The 15,431-nt window shown below is 72.0% G+C and carries 14 protein-coding genes; 12 read left to right on the top strand and 2 right to left on the bottom strand.

What is annotated here, in order from left to right; genetic code table 11:
* Window positions 1-50 precede the first annotated feature (50 nt).
* The 6 genes from ACIBI4_RS07030 (at window position 51) to ACIBI4_RS07005 (ending at window position 6,315) form a co-directional block, all read left to right on the top strand.
* Complete coding sequence (locus ACIBI4_RS07030) at window positions 51-1,112, top strand: carbamate kinase (protein WP_399202584.1); 1,062 nt, start codon at window positions 51-53, stop codon at window positions 1,110-1,112.
* A gap of 235 nt (window positions 1,113-1,347) precedes the next feature.
* Window positions 1,348-2,517 (top strand): acetamidase/formamidase family protein, encoded by a 1,170-nt coding sequence (locus ACIBI4_RS07025; protein ID WP_399202583.1) that lies wholly within the window; start codon window positions 1,348-1,350, stop codon window positions 2,515-2,517.
* 32 nt (window positions 2,518-2,549) lie between these two features.
* Window positions 2,550-3,821, top strand: a complete 1,272-nt coding sequence (locus ACIBI4_RS07020; protein ID WP_399202582.1) for an amidohydrolase family protein — start codon at window positions 2,550-2,552, stop codon at window positions 3,819-3,821.
* Window position 3,822: 1 nt separating this feature from the next.
* The gene (locus tag ACIBI4_RS07015; RefSeq protein WP_399202581.1) at window positions 3,823-4,431 is read left to right on the top strand and encodes a DUF1097 domain-containing protein; all 609 of its coding nucleotides are present in this window, start codon (window positions 3,823-3,825) and stop codon (window positions 4,429-4,431) included.
* Between the two features lie 127 nt (window positions 4,432-4,558).
* A complete protein-coding gene (locus tag ACIBI4_RS07010) occupies window positions 4,559-5,404 on the top strand; it encodes a patatin-like phospholipase family protein (protein ID WP_399202580.1) in 846 nt (281 codons plus the stop codon).
* Between the two features lie 92 nt (window positions 5,405-5,496).
* A complete protein-coding gene (locus ACIBI4_RS07005) occupies window positions 5,497-6,315 on the top strand; it encodes a spermidine synthase (protein WP_399202666.1) in 819 nt (272 codons plus the stop codon).
* A 115-nt stretch (window positions 6,316-6,430) separates the two neighbouring features.
* Here ACIBI4_RS07005 and ACIBI4_RS07000 read toward each other — a convergent pair whose 3' ends face one another.
* On the bottom strand, window positions 6,431-7,507 hold the full coding sequence (locus ACIBI4_RS07000) for a hypothetical protein (protein ID WP_399202579.1): 1,077 nt from the start codon (window positions 7,505-7,507) through the stop codon (window positions 6,431-6,433).
* A 180-nt stretch (window positions 7,508-7,687) separates the two neighbouring features.
* On the opposite strand from ACIBI4_RS07000, the gene ACIBI4_RS06995 reads away from it, so the two are divergent.
* The 3 genes from ACIBI4_RS06995 (at window position 7,688) to ACIBI4_RS06985 (ending at window position 12,559) form a co-directional block, all read left to right on the top strand.
* On the top strand, window positions 7,688-8,125 hold the full coding sequence (locus ACIBI4_RS06995; protein WP_399202665.1) for a DUF4442 domain-containing protein: 438 nt from the start codon (window positions 7,688-7,690) through the stop codon (window positions 8,123-8,125).
* Between the two features lie 322 nt (window positions 8,126-8,447).
* Window positions 8,448-10,955, top strand: a complete 2,508-nt coding sequence (locus tag ACIBI4_RS06990) for a beta-glucosidase (RefSeq protein ID WP_399202578.1) — start codon at window positions 8,448-8,450, stop codon at window positions 10,953-10,955.
* Window positions 10,956-10,957: 2 nt separating this feature from the next.
* Window positions 10,958-12,559, top strand: coding sequence for a carboxylesterase/lipase family protein (locus ACIBI4_RS06985; RefSeq protein WP_399202577.1), 1,602 nt, complete (start codon window positions 10,958-10,960; stop codon window positions 12,557-12,559).
* A 92-nt stretch (window positions 12,560-12,651) separates the two neighbouring features.
* Here ACIBI4_RS06985 and ACIBI4_RS06980 read toward each other — a convergent pair whose 3' ends face one another.
* A complete protein-coding gene (locus ACIBI4_RS06980) occupies window positions 12,652-13,197 on the bottom strand; it encodes a gamma carbonic anhydrase family protein (RefSeq protein WP_399202576.1) in 546 nt (181 codons plus the stop codon).
* A gap of 136 nt (window positions 13,198-13,333) precedes the next feature.
* Between ACIBI4_RS06980 and ACIBI4_RS06975 the strand changes: the two genes are divergently transcribed.
* The 3 genes from ACIBI4_RS06975 (at window position 13,334) to ACIBI4_RS06965 (ending at window position 15,427) form a co-directional block, all read left to right on the top strand.
* Window positions 13,334-14,089, top strand: coding sequence for an acyltransferase (locus tag ACIBI4_RS06975; protein WP_399202575.1), 756 nt, complete (start codon window positions 13,334-13,336; stop codon window positions 14,087-14,089).
* Window positions 14,090-14,198: 109 nt separating this feature from the next.
* A complete protein-coding gene (locus ACIBI4_RS06970) occupies window positions 14,199-14,774 on the top strand; it encodes a helix-turn-helix domain-containing protein (protein WP_399202574.1) in 576 nt (191 codons plus the stop codon).
* Window positions 14,775-14,869: 95 nt separating this feature from the next.
* Window positions 14,870-15,427 carry a YbaK/EbsC family protein gene (locus tag ACIBI4_RS06965; RefSeq protein ID WP_399202573.1) on the top strand — a complete coding sequence of 186 codons (558 nt, stop codon included), beginning with the start codon at window positions 14,870-14,872 and terminating at the stop codon, window positions 15,425-15,427.
* The last annotated feature ends 4 nt before the right edge of the window (window positions 15,428-15,431 follow it).

Below are 15,431 nucleotides of genomic sequence, written 5' to 3'. Positions count from 1 at the left end.
TGGCACCGGCTGCCCATGACCCGCGATCGTGGCATTCCTATCGTCCTGGCATGCCCGAAGAACCCGCGGTCCGTACGCCCGAACCGCCGCTTCCGCGGCACTCCCCACCACCCACCACCGTGCTCGCCATCGGCGGCAACGCACTACTGCGCGGCGGCCGACGCGCCACCATCGCCGAACAGTTCGACGCGGCGGGCCAGTTGGCCGGCCCGGTCGCCGACCTGGTGCGCGCAGGAGCGCGCGTCGTCGTCACGCATGGCAACGGGCCCCAGGTGGGCTTCATCAAACGCCGCTCCGACCTGGTGGCGGAGATCGCCCCCGAACTCCCGCTGCTCGACCTGGACATGTGCGTCGCCGACTCCCAGGGCAGCATCGGCTACATCCTGGCCCGCGGCCTGTCCGGCGCCCTGCCCGCCGGGGTACGGCCCGTCGCCGTCCTCACCCACACCGTGGTCGACGCGGCCGACCCGGCGTTCGCACAGCCGACGAAGCCGATCGGCACGCACTACGCGCAGGACGAGGCCGAACGCCTCGCCGCCGCGCACGGCTGGGCGATCGGAGAGGACGCGGGCCGCGGCTGGCGCCGCCTCGTCCCCTCGCCCGCGCCGCGCCTCGTCGTGGAACAGGAGGCCATCGCCGCGCTGCTCGCCGCCGGGCAGGTCGTGATCGCCGGGGGCGGTGGCGGCATCCCCGTGGTGGCCGCGCCGGACGGTTCGCTGCGGGGCGTCGAGGCCGTCGTCGACAAGGACGCCACGTCGGCGCTGCTCGCGCGGGAACTCGGTGCGCGGGAGCTGATCATCACGACCGGGGTGGAGCGGATCGCGCTCGACTTCGGCACCCCGCGTCAGCGCTTCGTCGACCGGATCGACGTGGCGGAGGCGGAACGGCACCTGGCGGACCGGCAGTTCCCCGAGGGCAGCATGGGCCCGAAGGTGCGCGCCGCGCTCGACTTCCTCGCCGGAGGCGGTGACAGCGTCCTGGTCACCTCGCCCGCCGCGCTCGGCGATGCGCTGGCCGGACGCACCGGCACGCGGATCGTACGGACCGCCGATGCCGGCTCAAGCCCCGCGCCGCCCACGGGAGATCGCAATGCGGCGGCAGTGGAGACGTAACACGGGTGGGAGGGCCGGGCGCGGCCCGTGCGCCGGACGGAACCCTCCCGCCCGGGGGCCAAGCCCTATCCAGGCTATCGGCCCCCACTGACAACGCCTGCCCCCACCCACGACCCGCCCCCCAGCCACGACCGGCCACCCAGCCACGGCCTGCAGTCCACGCACCACCCAGCCCCACCCGCAGCCCAGCCACGACCCGCCACCCAGCCCCACCCCGCGACGCAGAGGACCCCAAATGCCTCACAGCACCACCACCTCGCCCCGCACCCCGGGCTCTTCCGGCACCTACGCCGTCCCCGACATGCTTCGGGTCGACGGGAACCATCACCTGCGTACGACCGCGGAGACCGCCCGCTGGGGCGAACTCCCGCATCCCGACAGCGCACCCGCCCTCGCCGTGGACGACGGCGAGACCCTCACCGTCGACCTCGTCTCGCACGAGGGGATCCTGCCGGACCAGGGACGCGATCCGGTCGCGTTCTTCGGCGGCTTCGGCGTCCCGGCCCGCGACATCCTCGACGACGCCCGCGCGATAGCCGAGTCCGGCCTGGCGCGTGACGGTGCGGCCCTGCCGGGGCCGCACATCATCACCGGCCCGGTGGCGGTACGCGGCGCGGAACCGGGCGACCTGCTCAAGGTCGACACGCTCTCGCTGCAGCTCCGCACCCGCTACGGCATCGTCGCCAACCGGCACCAGCGCGGAGCTCTGCCCGGAGAACTCCCGCAGGACAGCGAGGAGTTGAGCGGCCCCGACCTGCTGCGCGGGCCGACCGGCACGATCAGCGCCTTCTGCACCGTCGACACCGACGGCGACGGCACGGACTACGGAGTCCTGCGCTACACCGAGAACCTCGCGGCCCGCTTCCCGCTCAACCCCTTCGTCGGGATCATGGGCGTGGCCGGCGGAACCGGGGACGCGCCGCTCAGCTCCATCCCGCCCGGCGTCCACGGAGGCAACCTGGACGTCAAACACCTGACGTGCGGATCGTCCTTGTACCTACCCGTACAAGCCGAGGGCGCCGGCTTCTACGCGGGCGATCCGCACTTCGCCCAGGGCAACGGCGAGGTGGCCCTCACGGCGTTCGAGGCGCCGCTGCGGGCCACCGTCCGCCTGTCCGTCGTCCGCGGCGAGGCCGCCCGCCGGGTCCAGGGCCTCGCCGCGCACCCGTTCGCCGAGAACCGCACCCACTGGATCGCCATCGGGCTCGACCAAAGCCTCGACGAGGCGATGCGCCAGTGCGTCCGCTCCGCCCTCGCCTTCCTCACGGCCACCACCGGCATGGACCGGCAGACCGCATACGCCTATCTGAGTGCAGCCGCGGACTTCGAGGTTTCGCAGGTGGTCGACCACGTGAAGGGCGTGCACTGCCTGATCCGCAAGGCCGACTTCCCCGGCGAGCTCTGAATCACCCTCGCCTCAGCGAAGGAGAGAGACCCGTGACGGACCTGTTGCTCCGCGACGTACGCGTGGAGAACGCACCGGATCCCACCGACGTACGCATCAAGGACGGCCGGATCGAGCAGATCGGCCCGGCGCTCGCCCCGCCCGAAGGCGCCGAGGTCTTCGAGGCCGGCGGCCGGGTGCTGCTGCCCGGTCTCGTCGAGACGCATCTGCACCCGGACAAGGCGCTGCTCGACACGATCCGCCCGAACCCCACGGGCACCCTGGCCGGCGCCATAAGCGTCACCGGAGAGCTGAAGCGGCAGTTCACGCACGACAACGTGCGCGCCCGCGCCGAACAGGTCCTCGCCATGTGCGTCCGCAACGGCACCACCACGGTCCGCGCCCACCCGGACGTCGACCCGATCGCGGGCCTGTGCGGCCTGGAGGTCATGTTCGAACTCCGGGACGCCTGGGCCGACCTCCTGACCCTGCAGATCGTCGCCTTCCCGCAGGAGGGAATCTTCAAGGCCCCCGACACCCACGCCCTGCTCCGCAAGTCCCTGGACGCCGGCGCGGACGTCATCGGCGGCTGCACGTACGCGGAGAAGGACCTCGCCGACTGCAAACGGCATGTGGAGCTGGTCCTCGACCTCGCTGTCGAATACGGCGTCCCCGCCGACATGCACTGCGACTTCTCCGACGACGCCTCCGACCCGCGCTTCGCGCTCGCCGGTTTCATCGCCGAGCAGACCGCCGCGCGCGGACTCGGCGGCCGGGTCGCGCTCGGCCATGTGACCTCACTCGCCGCACTGCCGCCCGCCGAACGCCGCGCCGTCGCACACGACCTGGCGCAGGCGGGCGTCGCGATCGTCCCGCTGCCCGGCACCGACCTGTTCCTCGGCGGCCGCAGCGACGAACAGGCCGTACGCCGCGGTCTCGCCCCCGTCCGCGACCTATGGGACGCGGGCGTCCTCACCGCCTGCTCGAACAACAACATCCGCAACGCCTTCACCCCTTACGGCACCGGGGACCTGCTCGACACCGCGCTGCTCCTGGCCCGGCTCGCGCATCTGTCCGGCGCCGCCGACCTGCACCGCGTGCTGCAGCTCGTCACGCATGACGCGGCCCGGGTCGCCGGACTCACCGACTACGGCGTACGGGCCGGCGCCGCCGCCGACCTCGTGGTGGTCGACACCTGGGACTACGACGCGGTGCTCCTGGAGCGCCCGGTCCGCAGCGCGGTGATCAAGGCGGGCCGCATCGTGGCCCGTTCCACGCACACCTCCGAGCTCACCCTTCACCCAGCGCGCGCCCTGGAGGCCTGACATGACCGACACGACCACGAGCGCGCCGGCGGCCGCTCCCGTGATGCGCGAGCGCATACCCCACGAGATCGTGGCGTCCGTGCTCGCCGCGACCACGGCGTTCATCGGCGGCAACGCCCTGCATCTGCCGCCCTGGGCGATCTTCATCGCCTGGGCCGGCACCTTCCTGCTCGGCGGACCCAACCTCGCCAACGCCAAACGGCTCTGGTGCGCGATGCCCATGGGCTCCACGTTCGCCCTGGTCATCGTGCTCCTGGAGACGAACGCGGGCACCGCCTTCGGCGAGAGCCAGCTGGCCCGCAACTTCTTCGCCGCGCTGTGCATCCTCGTGGTCAACACCACGCTGATGTACACGGGCCGCCTCCCGCTCTTCTCCCTCATCCCCGGCATGTTCTTCGGCTTCGCCAGTTACTTCGCCACGTTCTTCGGCGGCTTCGGCTACGACGCGGGCAACGCCTGGTCGGCCTGGATCTGCGTGATCGCCATGAACGCGCTCGGCCCGATCTTCGCGTGGCTGTCCGTCAAGCTCGCCTTCCCGGTCCCGGTCGAGACCCCCTCGCCCGCCCCGGCCCCCGTGAAGCCCCCGGCCCCGCGCGGCGAGCCCGCCTGAGCGCAGCCGTCCGCCCCGGCCCCGTACCCACCGCAGCGCCCGGTCTGCATACTCCTGGTACCGCCCAGGAGGCGGACCGGGCGCTGCACAGTGCATGCGGTCGCGGGGATACGGAGATGGGGCACCCATGGGCGATACGGCACTCGTACTCGGCGGCGGCGGACTCACCGGCATCGGCTGGGAGATCGGCCTGCTGCACGGCCTCGCCTCCGCCGGCGTGGACGTGACCGGGGCGGACCTCGTCGTCGGCACCTCGGCGGGGTCCATCGTCGGCGCACAGCTGACCTCCGGGGCGCTCGGCCTCGACGAGCTGTACGCGCGCCAGCTCGTCGACCCCAAGGGCGAGACCGTCGCGAACATGGGCCCCGCGATGTTCGCCCGGTACGCGTGGGGCGTGCTGCGCTCCCGTGACGTCAAGGCGTACGGGATACGGATGGGCAAGATGGCGTCCGGTGTGAAGCACGCGGGGGACGAGGACCGGCGCGAGGTGATCGGCAAACGGCTGCTCTCGCACGAGTGGCCCGCCGACCGGCGCCTCGTCGTGACGGCCGTGGACACGCAGACCGGCGAGCTCACCCCGTTCGACCGCGACAGCGGCGTCGGGATCGTCGACGCCGTCTCCGCCAGCTGCGCCGTCCCCGGCGTCTGGCCGCCGATCGCCATCGACGGCAAGCGCTACATCGACGGCGGCGTGCACTCCTCCGCGAACGCCTCGCTCGCCGCGGGCTACGCCAAGGTCCTGATCATCGCGCCGATCGCACTCGGCGGCGGCCCACTGCCCACCCCGCGGGCGCAGGCGGCCCGGCTCACCGAGGCCGGCGCCGAGGTCGTCCTCATCACCCCGAGCCGCGAGGCCCGCCGCACCTTCGGCCGCAACGTCCTCGACCCCACCCGCCGCGCCCCGGCGGCCCGCTCGGGCCTGGCCCAGGCGGCCGCCCACGTGGCCGAGGTCCGCAGACTCTGGCAGGACTGAGGCGCGCAAGCGCCGCCCCGAGGACAGACCCCGTCCCGCCGCTCCACCGCTCCCGGCACAATGGAGCGGTGGAGGACGAGCCGATACCCGTGATGCGCACCGTGGACCACGGTGTCGCCAAGCTGATGCCGGACGTGGACCGCCCGAGGGCCTGGCTCCTCACGGTGGACGGCGCCCCGCAGTCGTACGTGGATCTCGACGATCCGGCCCATCTCGAGTTCGAGTACGCCCGCCGCCTCGCGTACGCGATCGACGCACTCGACCCGGGTCCGCTCGACACCGTGCACCTCGGCGGCGGCGCGCTCACCCTGCCGCGCTACCTCGCGGCCGCCCGCCCCGGCTCGCGCCAGGAGGTCGTCGAGGCCGACCAGGGGCTGCTCGCGCTGATCGCCGAGCATCTGCCGGTCACGCACGGCACCGGCATCCGGACGCACGGCGCCGACGCCCGCGGCTGGCTGGAATCAGCGCCCACGGACAGTGCCGACCTGCTGGTCGCGGATGTCTTCGGCGGCTCACGGGTCCCCGCGCACCTCACGACGCTCGGCTACGCCCGCGAGGCCGCACGTGTCCTGCGCCCCGACGGCGTCTACCTCGCGAACCTCGCGGACGGCGCGCCGTTCACGTTCCTGCGCTCCCAACTGGCCACGTTCCGCGCGGTCTTCGAACATCTCGCGCTGATCGCCGAACCGGGCGTCCTGCGCGGCCGCCGCTTCGGCAACGCGGTCCTCATCGCGGCGCACCACGCCCAGGACACCAGGGACCTGGCCCGCCGCACTGCCTCCGACGCGTTTCCGGCCCGCGTGGTCGAGGGCGAGCCGCTGGCCCGTTTCATCGGCGCGGCCCGTCCGGTCGAGGAGGCCGACGCGGTCGCCTCGCCGGAGCCGCCGGGCGGATCGTTCAGCATCGGCTGAGCCACGTCTGCCGAGCGCCGCGCGAAGCCGCACACGCCGAAGCCCTCCCCACGCGGTACGCGGGGAGGGCTTCGGCCGTACGAAAAGGGCCAGGAACAGTGACGTCCTGCGGTCGTCAGCTCGTCTCGGTCGGGTCGCCCTCGAGTCGGACGGTGCCCATGATCTTCTTGATCGTCTCGTCGGGCAGCTCGCCCTCCACACCGGTCGGGGCGTGCAGGCTCCAGGCGACGTAGTCGTTCGCGGAGTTCTTGAAGCCGAACGTGATCGCCTTGCCGTCCGAGGCGCACTTGCCCTTCGCGGGCGTGTTCTTCGAGCGGGCCCAGGCGTAGCTGCCCTTGATCCCGGACTCGGTGGTGAACTCGGTGGCCTTCTTGTCGACCGTCACGCTCTTCTTGTCGGGCTGCGTGTACCCGCCGTAGACCCACCAGGCGACCTGGTTGATGGCGACCTGGTCGGTGCTCTTCGCACCGTTGGCGCCCTTGGACCCGGCGGTACCGAGGGCCGTGCTGTCCTTGGTGCCGTCCTTGTCCTCGTCGGACTCGCACCAGGTCTTCTTGAAGTACGCGGGCGCGGACATGATGATCAGCGGCTTGCCGTCGTCGGACTTGTCGTCCTCGAAGCCGATCATCATCCCGGGGGAGTCGACCTCCCACTCCGGCGGCACGTCGAACGCGATGCCGCGCTTGGGGTTGACGACGACCTTCCAGCCCGGAATCTGCGGGTCGACGCCGGAGCCCGTTCCGCGCGGGTTCTCCTCCTCGGACTCCTTGGCCGACGGGCTCTTCGGCGCCGACGACGTCTTGTCGCCACCGCCGCCCTTGGCCGACTGGGCCTTCTTGTCGTCGTCGTCCTTGCCGAGCACGAGGAAGCCCGTCACACCGGCCGCGACGACCACCGCGGACGCCGCGATGATCGCGATCAGCTTGGTCTTGTCACCGCCGCCCCCGCTGCCGCCGCCCTGCGGGGCCTGGAGGTCGCCCGCCATGCTCGGCGCGTTCCACTGCCCGGAGCCGGGCTGCTGGTAGCCCTGTTCCCCGGTCTGCGGGTAGCCGCCCTGCTGCGGATACGGGTTCTGCTGCTGATATCCCGGCTGCTGATAGGGATTCGGCTGCTGGTACCCCGGCTGCTGGTACGGATTCGGATTGTCCTGCGGGTTCTGCTCGCCCCCGGGCGGCTGCTGTCCTGGCCACATGGCGCCTAACGATAGAGGGGCGCCCAGGGCCTGGCCACGCCCGCCCCCGATTGTGACGAGGCCCGCCCCCGATTGTGACGCGCTCGGCACACAGCGCGCACAAGTCGGCGGCCGCCGGGAAGAAGGTATGGTCAAGCACCCTTACCGGCCGGTAACATCCTGGCCATGAGCACAGAGCAGATGTCGATCGGCGAGATGCTCGCCGCGACAGTCCCCATGGCACGCACCCTGAACCTCCAGTTCGGCGACGTCACCGCCGAGCGTGCCGAGGTGACGCTGCCCGACCAGGCCGAGTACCACAACCACGTCGGCGGCCCGCACGCCGGCGCCATGTTCACGCTGGCCGAATCGGCGAGCGGCGCCATCGTGCTCGCCGCGTTCGGCGACCAGCTCTCGCGTGCGGTGCCGCTCGCGGTGAGCGCGGAGATCGCGTACAAGAAGCTCGCCATGGGGCAGGTCAAGGCCGTCGCGACGCTCGGCCGCCCGGTCGCCGACGTCGTCGCCGAACTGGACGAGGGCAAGCGCCCGGAGTTCCCGGTCGCGATCGAGATCCGGCGCGAGGACGGCGCCGTGACGGGCGAGATGACGGTCATCTGGACTCTGCGCCCCAATAAGTGAGTTCCTTGAGGTGAGCTCCTTCAGGTGAGTTCGTTCAACAACTGAACACTCGACGGTTCTCTCGTCGCACTCCCAGGTCAACGCGCCCGCTGCATCCCACCCCGCAGCGGGCGCGTTCTCGTTCTTCGTTCAACTGATTGACACGAGTCAGTGACGGTCTTACGTTTCCGGCGTAACCCGTGGTGTCTGACGGCGTGTCAACTCGCCCTTGTCGCATAGTGCGTCTATTGCGTTCAACGGGCGAACGCGCACTGTCCGTTGGCACGTGTCAATCAATCGGTCTTTCGCGATACCTCAGTCGCGACAGAAGGAGTGACGGCCCATGCCCACCAGCGCCTCGACTGCCCCTTCGCCCGTCTCCCGCCGCTCCGCGCTCCGACTGCTCGGCGCCGCCGTGGCCGTCGCCTCCGCGGCGACCGTCGGCCTCGCCGTCCCCGCGCACGCGGCGGACGCGACCCGCAGGCCCGGGCCGGGAGCGGGCCCGCGCGTGGAGTCGCTGATCGCGAAGCTGACCCTCGACGAGAAGATCACGCTGCTGCACGGCGCCGACGACCCCAGAGGTCTCGGCCAGGCCGGTTATGTACCCGGGGTCGCGAGGCTCGGCATCCCCGAGCTGCGTCTGGCCGACGGCCCCGCGGGCGTCCGCGTCAAGAAGCCGGCGACCGCGCTGCCCGCCCCGGTCCTGCTCGCCGCCACCTTCGACCCCTCGCTGGCCCGCGCCTACGGCGAGGTCATCGGCCGCGAGGGCCGCGCGCTCGGCCAGGACGTGCTGCTCTCGCCGATGTGCAACCTGATCCGCACCCCGTACGCGGGCCGCAACTTCGAGACCTTCGGCGAGGATCCGCTGCTCGGCGCCGACATGGTTGCCGAGGAGATCAGGGGCATCCAGGGCGAGGGACTCATCGCGACGGTGAAGCACTTCGCCCTGAACAACCAGGAGAAGGACCGCGACACCATCAACGTGGTGGCGGACGAGCAGACGATGCACGAGACGGAGCTGCGGGCCTTCGAGGCCGCCGTCGCCGCCGGGGCGGGCTCCGTCATGGGCGCGTACAACAAGGTCAACGGCACCTTCGCCTGCGAGAGCAAGGAGCTGCTCACCGACATCCTGCGCGACCGCTGGGGCTTCGACGGCTGGGTGATGACGGACTGGTTCGCCGCGCACAGCACGGTCGCCGCGATCACCGCGGGGCTCGACATGGAGATGCCGGGCGGTCTCCACTTCGGGGACGCGCTCAAGAAGGCCGTACGGGACGGAAGCGTGCCCGAATCCGCCGTGGACCGCTCGGTGCGGCGGCTGCTGTCGGTCCTCGAACGGTTCGGACTGCTGGACGGTTCGGCCGGGGCACGGCCCGAGCGGGACGCCGCGGCGGGTGCCCGCACCGCCCTGGAGATCGCCAAGGCCGGTGCCACCCTGCTGCACAACCGCCGCTCCACCCTGCCCCTGCAGGGCCGTGCGGCGCGCAGCATCGCCGTGATCGGCCCGACGGGGAAGCAGCCCTTCGTCTCCGGCGGCGGCAGTGCCCATGTGGTCCCCGACAGCGCGGGCACACCGCTCGACGCGATCCGGGACCGGGCGGGACGCGGTGCGCAGGTCTCGTACGCCCTCGGAGAAGACATCTACGGCAAGCCGATTCCCAAGGGCGAACTCGGCCCGGGCTTCGACGCGGAGGGTCAGGGCGTCGCGCCGGGCGCGACGTGGACGTACGACGGGACCCTCGACGCCTCGGCGGCGGGGGAGTGGACCTTCGTGATCCACTACTCCGGCGAGCGGCCCAAGGTGTTCCTCGACGGCGAGGAACTGTTCCCCGTCGCGGCGGGTGTGGGGGAGTTCTTCGCCGGCGGCCTGGTGAACGCCGCGCCCGACGGGCTCACCGTGCGCCGCAAGACGCTCGAAGTGGCGCGCGGAGTGCGGAAGTTGAAGATCACCGCGAAGGGTGGCGACGAAGGGCAGATCTTCCGGCTGCGGTGTGTGACGCCCGCGACCCGTGCGCAGGACGTCACCGAGGCGGTCCGCGCGGCGCGGCGCGCGTACAGCGTCGTGCTCTTCGCGTACGAGGACGCCACCGAGGGCCAGGACCGCACCACGCTCGCGCTGCCCGGCCACCAGGAAGCCTTGATCCGGGCGGTCACGGCCGTCAATCCGCGCACCACGGTCGTCCTCAACACCTCGTCCGCGACCTCGATGCCCTGGCTCGCGCGGACCGGCGCGGTGCTGCAGATGTACTACCCCGGTCAGGAGGGCGCCGAGGCCACGGCGGCCGTGCTCTTCGGCGACAGCGACCCGGGCGGCCGGCTCACCCAGACCTTCCCCGTGGACGACGCCACGCACCCGACGGCCGGTGACCCCGTGCGCTACCCCGGTGTCGAGGGCACCCAGGAGTACACGGAGGGCGTGCACGTCGGGTACCGGTGGTACGCGGCGCAGCGCGAACGGCCGCTGTTCCCGTTCGGGCACGGACTCTCGTACACCTCGTTCCGCTACAGCGATCTCTCGGTACGGCCGGACGGTGACGGGGGAGGGCTCGCGGTCAGCTTCACCGTGCGCAACACCGGGCGGCGCACCGGAGTGGACATCCCGCAGGTGTACGTCGGACCGTCGCCCGAACTCCGCGTCGAGCAAGCCGAGTTGGCGCTCGCGGGCTACCGGCGGCTCACCTTGCGGGCGGGGGAGCGGCGCCGGGTGACCGTCAAGGTGGCGCGGCGGTCCCTGTCCTCGTGGGACATGAAGCGGCACGACTGGGTGCTCGGCACCGGGCGGCGGCTCGTGCAGGTCGGTGCCTCGGCGGGCGCGCCGCGGCTGTCGTCCGTGGTGAGGGTGGGGCGGTGACCATGGGGATCTCCCGTATGCGCCGGCGCGTGGGCCTCGTCCTCGCGGCGCTCCTCGCGGTGGGCGCCCCGGTGCTCACCGCCGGACCCGTGGCGGCCCGCTCGGATCACGACACCGTGGTGCGCACCACCGGTGGTCTCGTGCGCGGTGAACGGACCGGTGACGGGCGGCAGTTCCTCGGCATCACCTACGCCGAGCCGCCCGTCGGCGCCCTGCGCTGGAAGGAGCCGCGGCCCGTGCGGCCCTGGCAAGGGGTGCGGGACGCGACGTCGTTCGGCAACCACTGTGTGCAGGCTGCCGGTTGGGACCCCGGCCACGAGCAGCCGAGCCTCACGGAGGACTGTCTCGACCTCAATGTGTACGTGCCCGAGTCCCGGCGGTCGCTGCCCGTGCTCGTGTGGATCCATGGCGGCGGGCTCACGGCTGGTGCGGGCGACGAGATCGTGCCCGACGAGTTCGCCGAGCGGACCGGCACCGTCGTCGTCACCGTCAACTACCGTCTCGGCGCCCTCGGTTTCCTCGCCACCGAAGCGCTCGACGGGGAGGCGCGCGACAGGGTCTCCGGGAACTTCGGGTTCCAGGACCAGCAGCTGGCGCTGCGCTGGGTGCGGTCCAACATCGGCCGCTTCGGCGGCGATCCGCGCCGCGTGACCATCGCCGGGGAGTCGGCGGGCGGCAGCTCGGTCTGCACCCAGCTCGCCTCGCCCGGTGCGAAGGGCCTGTTCCGTGCCGCGATCATCCAGAGCGGCGCGTACGACGACTGCGCGGCCCGTACCCGTACGCAGGCCGTGGCGGAAGGCGCGGCGTTCATGAAGCGGGCCGGCTGTCCCGAACCCGCGACCGCGCTCGCCTGTCTGCGCGGCAAGTCCGCGCGGGAGATCCTCACCGCACAGGCCGGCTTCAGCTGGTCGGGAGTGGCGGGCGGCTCCTTCCTGCCCGAGCAGCCCACCGAGGCCTTCGCCTCCGGGGCGGCTGCCGGGATCCCCGTGATGAACGGCGCCAACCAGGACGAGGGCACCCTCTTCGCCTTCGGTCAGTACGACGCGACCGGCCGTCCGCTGCGCGCCGCCGACTACCCGAAAGCGCTGGAGGACTTCGCCGGAGCCGAGCTCGCGCCCGAGGTCGAACGCCGTTACCCGCTCGCCGCCTTCGGCTCACCGACCCTCGCGTACGGTGCCGTGCTCGGCGATCAGCTGATGGCCTGTCCGGCGCTGCGGCTCGACCGGACGCTGGCCGCGCGCGGCAAGGTCTACGCGTACGAGTTCGCGGACCGCACCTCGCCGCCGTTCGCTTCTCTGCGGCGGCTCGGCACGGACTTTCCCTTCGGGGCGACGCATGTCAATGAACTGCAGTACCTGTTCCGGCACTTCGGACTCGACACCCCGCTCGACGCCCAACAGCGGGTCCTGGCGCGGCAGATGGTGCAGTACTGGGGCTCGTTCATCAACGGCACGCCACCGCGCGCCGACGGCGGACCCGTCATGCCGCACACGCCGGGCAAGGTCCTGAGCCTGCGGACCGCGGCGGCCGGCGGTCTCGCGCCGAGCACCTCGGTCGCCATCGACCACCACTGCGACCTCTGGGACGCGGCCGCCACCGCGTGACCCAGTGGCTGCCCGGCGGCGCGCACGGATCCGGCACCGGCCGGAGTCAGGGGGGTGCGTGCCGTCGGGCAGATGCGCGGCGACGGGTGGGGTCAGGCCCCGGGGGTGTTCTCCTCGTGGGCCGCCCGGTGCTGCTTGGCCAGCTCCGTGTACATCAGCGCGTTGAGCTTGATGCCCTCGCGCTCCTCGTCCGTCAGCGGGCGGCGGACCTTCGCCGGGACGCCCGCCACCAGGGAGCCGGGCGGGACCTGCATGCCCTGCGGGACCAGCGCCTGGGCCGCGACCAGGGAACCGGCGCCGATCACCGCGCCGTTGAGGACCGTGGCCCCCATGCCGATCAGGCAGTCGTCCTCGACCGTGCAGCCGTGCACCGTCGCGTTGTGGCCGACCGAGACGCGGTCGCCGATCGTGACGGGGAAACCGGGGTCGACATGGACCGTGCAGTTGTCCTGGACGTTGCTGTCCGCGCCGAGCACGATCGGGCCGCAGTCCGCGCGCAGGACCGTGTGGTACCAGATGCTCGCACCCGCCTTCATCGTCACGTCGCCCATGGCGACCGACGTGGGGGCGGTGAAGGCCTCCGCGTGCACCTCGGGGTCCTTGCCGCCGACCCCCGCGATCAACGCCCGCTCTGCCATGCCGTGCTCCTTGCCGGTTCAGTTCGTGCTGCGCCCAGGGGAACGGTAAGCGATGGGCCCCGGCCGCACAGGGGTGGGGTGAAGATCACAGGGCGTGGCCCTCATCGCCTCGGGCGCACATGAGTACGGTGTCCGGGTGCCGAACAGGAACACGTTCTCATCGCTGGCCGCGGCCCGTCGCCGCCTGGTCACCCGCGCCCTGCACGCCGGCTGGCGCTGGGTGCAGCGGTCGGGAGCCGTCACGGCCGAGCGCCCCGGGAAACTGGCGTTCCGCAGGATCGGGCACGGTACGAAGCTCGCCTTCCCGCAGGGCACCGTCTTCGGCGAGCCCTGGATCGAGCTGGGCGACCACTGCATCGTCGGCGAACAGGTCACCCTGACCGCCGGCCTCATGCCCGACCTGGACCTCGGCCCCGACGCGATCCTGCGCATCGGTGACGGCGTCGTCCTCGGCCGCGGCAGCCATGTCATCGCCGACACGACGGTCACCATCGGCGCGGACTGCTACTTCGGCCCGTACGTCTACGTCACCTCCACCAACCACAGCTACGACGATCCGCACGAGCCGGTCGGCAAGCAGTGGCCGCGGATGGAACCTGTCGAGATCGGACCCGGCTGCTGGATCGGCACCGGCGCGGTGATCCTGCCGGGCGCGAAGCTCGGCCGGAACGTCGTGGTGGCGGCCGGAGCCGTCGTACGCGGTGAGGTGCCGGACCACGCGGTGGTGGCTGGGGCCCCGGCCCGTGTCGTGCGCCGCTGGGAGGCCGGGACGGGATGGCAGCCGCCGCTGCGGACGCCTCCGCCCGTGCCGATCCCCGCGGGCATGACCTCCGAGCAGCTTCTCGCGCTCGCGGAGCTGGTCGACGAGGAACCCGACGCCGGAGTGCGCTGAGCACTCGCCGCGCCAGGAGCGGGCACGTCCTCGCAGTACAGTGTGTTGAACGATTCGGTGCACTACAGGGTGCACAGTGAGTCGCCTCGACCGCGGACCAGGGACGGGAATGTCGTCGGATCTCGATCAGCTCACCCAGTCGCTCGCGCGCAATCTGAAGCGCTGGCGGGGCGAGCGGGGGTACACGCTCGACGCGCTCGCCGCCCGCGCTGGCGTCAGCCGCGGCATGATCATCCAGATCGAGCAGGCCCGTACGAACCCCAGCGTCGGTACGACGGTCAAGCTCGCCGACGCGCTCGGCGTCTCCATCACCACGCTCCTCGACCACGAGCAGGGACCGCAGGTCCGGGTCGTGTCCGGCGACCAGGGCGTACGGATGTGGTCCACCGAGGCCGGCAGCCACGCCACGCTGCTCGTCAGCGCCGACGAACGCGGCCCGTTCGAGCTGTGGCAGTGGGTCCTGATGCCGGGCGAGGCGAGCGTCTCGGACCCGCACCCCGCCGGAACCTTCGAGCTGCTGCACGTCACCGCCGGCGAGCTGACCCTCGTCGTGGACGGCATCGCGCACGCCGTGCCCACGGGGTCGTCGGTCTCCTTCGAGGCCAACGCCCCGCACGCGTACCGCAACGAGGGCGAGGTGCCGGTGGAGATGACGATGGCGGCCCAGATCCCGCCCGCCAACTGAGCGTGCGCACGGGCCGACCGTGTCCGCCAACTGACCGTGTCCACAGGCTGATCACCCGCCCCGCCCTGCCCCGGCCCTCTGGTTGACTGTCCGGTATGCGCGCTCCCATCGGTACCTTCGACGACGCCCGGCCCGCCCCCGACTGCCTCGATCTGCTGACCGCCCCGGTCGCCGACGCCGTACGCCACTGGCGCGGCACCGTGCCCGTCGAGCAGTTCCTGTACGTGGACACCGACCCGGCCATCGCCGACACCGCCGTGTTCGTGGAGCACTACGGCGAGAAGCTGCTCGACGAGTCCGCGAACTGCGTGGTCGTCGCGGGCAAGCGCGGCGGCGAGAGCTCGCTCGCCGCGTGCGTGGTGCTGTCCCGGACCAGGGTCGATGTCAACGGTGTCGTACGGCGGCAACTCGGCGCGCGCAAGGCCTCGTTCGCGCCGATGGACCTCGCGACCGGCGAGACCGGCATGGAGTACGGCGGGATCACCCCCGTCGGTCTGCCCGCCGACTGGCCGCTCCTCGTCGACGCGGCCGTCGTCGACACCCCGTACGTCCTGATCGGCAGCGGACGGCGGCGCGGAAAGCTGATCATCCCGGGCAAGGCCTTCGCCGAACTGCCGGGCGCCGTGGTCGTCGAGGGACTCGGCGTCGGCTGACCGC

Origin of the sequence: Streptomyces sp. NPDC050418 (assembly GCF_044458745.1) — a bacterium.
GTDB lineage: Bacteria > Actinomycetota > Actinomycetes > Streptomycetales > Streptomycetaceae > Streptomyces.
The sequence above is the reverse complement of the archived record's forward strand: the minus strand, read 5'-3'. Positions and strand labels throughout refer to the sequence as shown.

Bases quoted from the DNA above. Each gene is read 5' to 3' on its own strand.
- ACIBI4_RS07030 (WP_399202584.1), top strand. From the start codon at position 51: ATGCCCGAAGAACCCGCGGTCCGTACGCCCGAACCGCCGCTTCCGCGG.
- ACIBI4_RS07025 (WP_399202583.1), top strand. From the start codon at position 1,348: ATGCCTCACAGCACCACCACCTCGCCCCGCACCCCGGGCTCTTCCGGC.
- ACIBI4_RS07015 (WP_399202581.1), top strand. From the start codon at position 3,823: ATGACCGACACGACCACGAGCGCGCCGGCGGCCGCTCCCGTGATGCGC.
- ACIBI4_RS07010 (WP_399202580.1), top strand. From the start codon at position 4,559: ATGGGCGATACGGCACTCGTACTCGGCGGCGGCGGACTCACCGGCATC.
- ACIBI4_RS07005 (WP_399202666.1), top strand. From the start codon at position 5,497: ATGCGCACCGTGGACCACGGTGTCGCCAAGCTGATGCCGGACGTGGAC.
- ACIBI4_RS07000 (WP_399202579.1), bottom strand. From the start codon at position 7,507: ATGTGGCCAGGACAGCAGCCGCCCGGGGGCGAGCAGAACCCGCAGGAC.
- ACIBI4_RS06995 (WP_399202665.1), top strand. From the start codon at position 7,688: ATGTCGATCGGCGAGATGCTCGCCGCGACAGTCCCCATGGCACGCACC.
- ACIBI4_RS06990 (WP_399202578.1), top strand. From the start codon at position 8,448: ATGCCCACCAGCGCCTCGACTGCCCCTTCGCCCGTCTCCCGCCGCTCC.
- ACIBI4_RS06985 (WP_399202577.1), top strand. From the start codon at position 10,958: ATGGGGATCTCCCGTATGCGCCGGCGCGTGGGCCTCGTCCTCGCGGCG.
- ACIBI4_RS06980 (WP_399202576.1), bottom strand. From the start codon at position 13,197: ATGGCAGAGCGGGCGTTGATCGCGGGGGTCGGCGGCAAGGACCCCGAG.
- ACIBI4_RS06970 (WP_399202574.1), top strand. From the start codon at position 14,199: ATGTCGTCGGATCTCGATCAGCTCACCCAGTCGCTCGCGCGCAATCTG.
- ACIBI4_RS06965 (WP_399202573.1), top strand. From the start codon at position 14,870: ATGCGCGCTCCCATCGGTACCTTCGACGACGCCCGGCCCGCCCCCGAC.